Below are 3,013 nucleotides of genomic sequence, written 5' to 3' on the forward strand. Positions count from 1 at the left end.
TTCCATATATCGGACATATACTATTGTAAGGTCGGCATCCAAATGACCCAAATAAATACCCACGCCAAGAAATAAAACTACAAAGTATTTCTTGGCACCTTTTACATAAAATTAATTTATTAAAAATGCACAAACCTAATACTAAAATATTAACATTATATGACTAAAGATGAATGAACCTATACAAGCAATCCATATTCATAAAATTAAAATACTTATATATTGAATTTAACAGAAAAATATTTATGTTGAAACACCAAATTCATGCACCAATCATCCCACTGTATTTTTTTATTTGATTAACTATTATAATCATTTCATCTTTTTCTCTAGGCATCAAATCTTCTATATAACTATGACATAATTTGTCACCATTTTAATTTGTGATCCTAACTAATTAAATGATAAAATGGGGTTCGTGCACCATCTCTTTCCAACATATACTTCTTCAAAAAAATAGAAAGACACTTGTCTCTCTTTCAAAAGTATTTTTTGGAATTTCAAATTGTCCCCCTTAGTATCAAACCTAGAACAGCCATAATTATCGTACTGATAATTATCCGTAAAATCCAAGAAGTATTTGTGCTGATTTTTTCTAATTGCTTATTAATTGTAGAAATGTCTTTCTCGTTAATTATTATTCGAGTTTCTAAATTACGAATATCACGCATGATCTCTTTGTGTTCTGATTTTAGACTGTCAATTTTCACATTTACGTCTTCCATATACTCACGCCCTTATAACATCTTAATAGAACAGTCTTAATATATTATGAGACAACCTTTTTCGATGTGAATGTATATGAGTTATTTCTATGTTGAATCTTCATTCTATACATTTTCCCCAATCTTATTTATCATTACTAAACTAGTACAAGTGTTTGTTAATTGACTAATGGCTGTACTAATTAATCAAATTTGGACATTTTGTTAGAACTTCAATTGAAACTCAATTACATTCTTCATATTTTAAGTATTATCATTAAAAAGTTTAGAAAATCTACGTACAAAAAATAGGTGCTGTGAAATAATGCTATTTCACAGCATTTTATCAATTTCGATAGTTATTACTAACTCTATATCTCCGTCTACAGAGCATTAAACGCACATTTTTTCAATAAAAAGTGAGCATCCAGGACAATAGATGCTCTTAATGTATAAGGAGTTCTAACCAAAACTTAGAATGGAGGAGAAGCGTTCAAGCTCGTCCTATACTCTAATATATGCTTGTTCTCCTTGAAAGGCGAAAAATAAAAAGACACCTTAATTAGATGTCTTTTCGGGTTTAAGAGAAAGATACCATGTGAAAAGCCTTTCTGTATCATTGTATGATTATGAATTTTTGTTATGATTTAAATATCTTTTAAATATCTTTTAAATATCTTTTAAATACATTTATTGTATATTTGTTTAGTTAATGATTTTGTTACGAATAACGGACACAATAAATTCTAATGAAAAAATTTTTAGTAGGCTTAATCATTGATACGAACTAGCTTGTTTTTTAATTATTTCCCATATATTCAAACAAGGCCTATTTCACTCCACTCCTGTATTGTTAATTTATTTGCACAATTTAATTAAAATTCACATATACTACTTGTGCTCATGTATTTAGGTCACATGTGGGAGTGTGATCTGAAACCTACTTTTCAAAAAGCGCTATATAAGCGCTTTTTTTGATGTGTAAAATGTTTTTTATACAAAAGACACCCAATAAAACAAACATCACTTCATATGATATATCCTATCTTTTTAGAGTGGATAGTCGTTACAGAAGTGCACTCTACGGAGTGCTCTTACATTTTCATACCAAATAGCGTTTTTATAAACAACTTGTCACCTTTAAATCAGACAAGCATATATTATTGTATGGGGCACTCCACTCCATAAGTTCAACCCTTTTAGTCTAGATGCACACTTATATGTGTGCTCTTTTTTATTCACTTGAAATAACAATTTTGTTCAATAGAAAGAGAACATCCGGGGCAGTAGACGCTCTTAATACGATTGGAGTTTTAACTGAATAAATGGAATAGGCGCGGTTAAGCTTATCCTGTACTTTAATAAAAAGTAAAAAGACACCTTAATTAGGTGTCTTTTCAGAGTGCCAGAGGTAATCTATATGTTGGATAGACCTTTCTATATCATTGTATGACCATCAATTCTTGTTATGACTAAAAAAGGTTTTTAATACGTTAATTGTGTAGTTTTAACATAACAAAGAATAAGAATCTGTTATGGACACTTTTTTATACGAACAAAATATAAATTCTAGTTAAGAAATATTAGTAGGCTTGTTCATTACATCATTGATACGAACCAACTTAATTATTTAGGATGCATGGTGAACTACCCGCCACTTAACGTCCTAACGGACTGTTTAAAGTGGGGGCTTCTCGGTTAGTCGTTACTTTTGGTAGCTAACGAATTCGTCCTAAGACAGCCGAGCTAACTCCCTTGTTCCAAGGGTTATTTTATTGCTATCTATGCTAACGCTAATAGGCGTATTGCTTCATTTTTGATATTGATAGCTGCGTTATATAATCTCTATCGAGATTTACACCGCATATACAAGTATAGACTCGCTCAGACAATGACATATTTTTCATATTTCCACAACTGCTACATGTTTTTGTGGAAGGAAACCATTTGTCTATTTTCACAAGCTGTTTGCCTTGTTCATGTAGTTTATAAGCTAAGAAAGAAGTGAACATACCCCAAGCATTATCAGCGACGCTTTTTCCAAAATGAAGTGCTTGCGATATTCCCTTCATATTTAGATTTTCAATAGCTACAACATCAAAATGAGTAGCTAACTCTTTAGACTTATGATGAAGGAAGTTCTTACGTTGGTTTGCTACTTTTTCATGCAGCTTAGCTACACGGATACGTTGTTTATGCCAACGCCCTGAACCTTTTGTACGTCTTGATAATACTCGTTGCGCCTTTGCTAATCGGTCTAACATTTCACGATAGAACTTAGGATAATTGGCTCTCTCATCCTCAGAACT

Annotated in this window: 1 protein-coding gene and 1 pseudogene; both read right to left on the minus strand. The window is 31.3% G+C overall.

Features of this window, described 5'->3' with window-relative positions:
• Positions 1–500: 500 nt before the first annotated feature.
• Complete coding sequence (locus ACTFN4_RS30340) at positions 501–725, minus strand: hemolysin XhlA family protein (protein WP_098282302.1); 225 nt, start codon at positions 723–725, stop codon at positions 501–503.
• Between the two features lie 1,761 nt (positions 726–2,486).
• Positions 2,487–3,013 (minus strand): annotated as a pseudogene (locus ACTFN4_RS30345) (RNA-guided endonuclease InsQ/TnpB family protein); the annotation flags it as partial.

Origin of the sequence: Bacillus cereus group sp. MYBK95-2 (genome assembly GCF_051915225.1) — a bacterium.
GTDB classification, from domain to species: Bacteria; Bacillota; Bacilli; order Bacillales; family Bacillaceae_G; genus Bacillus_A; species Bacillus_A cereus.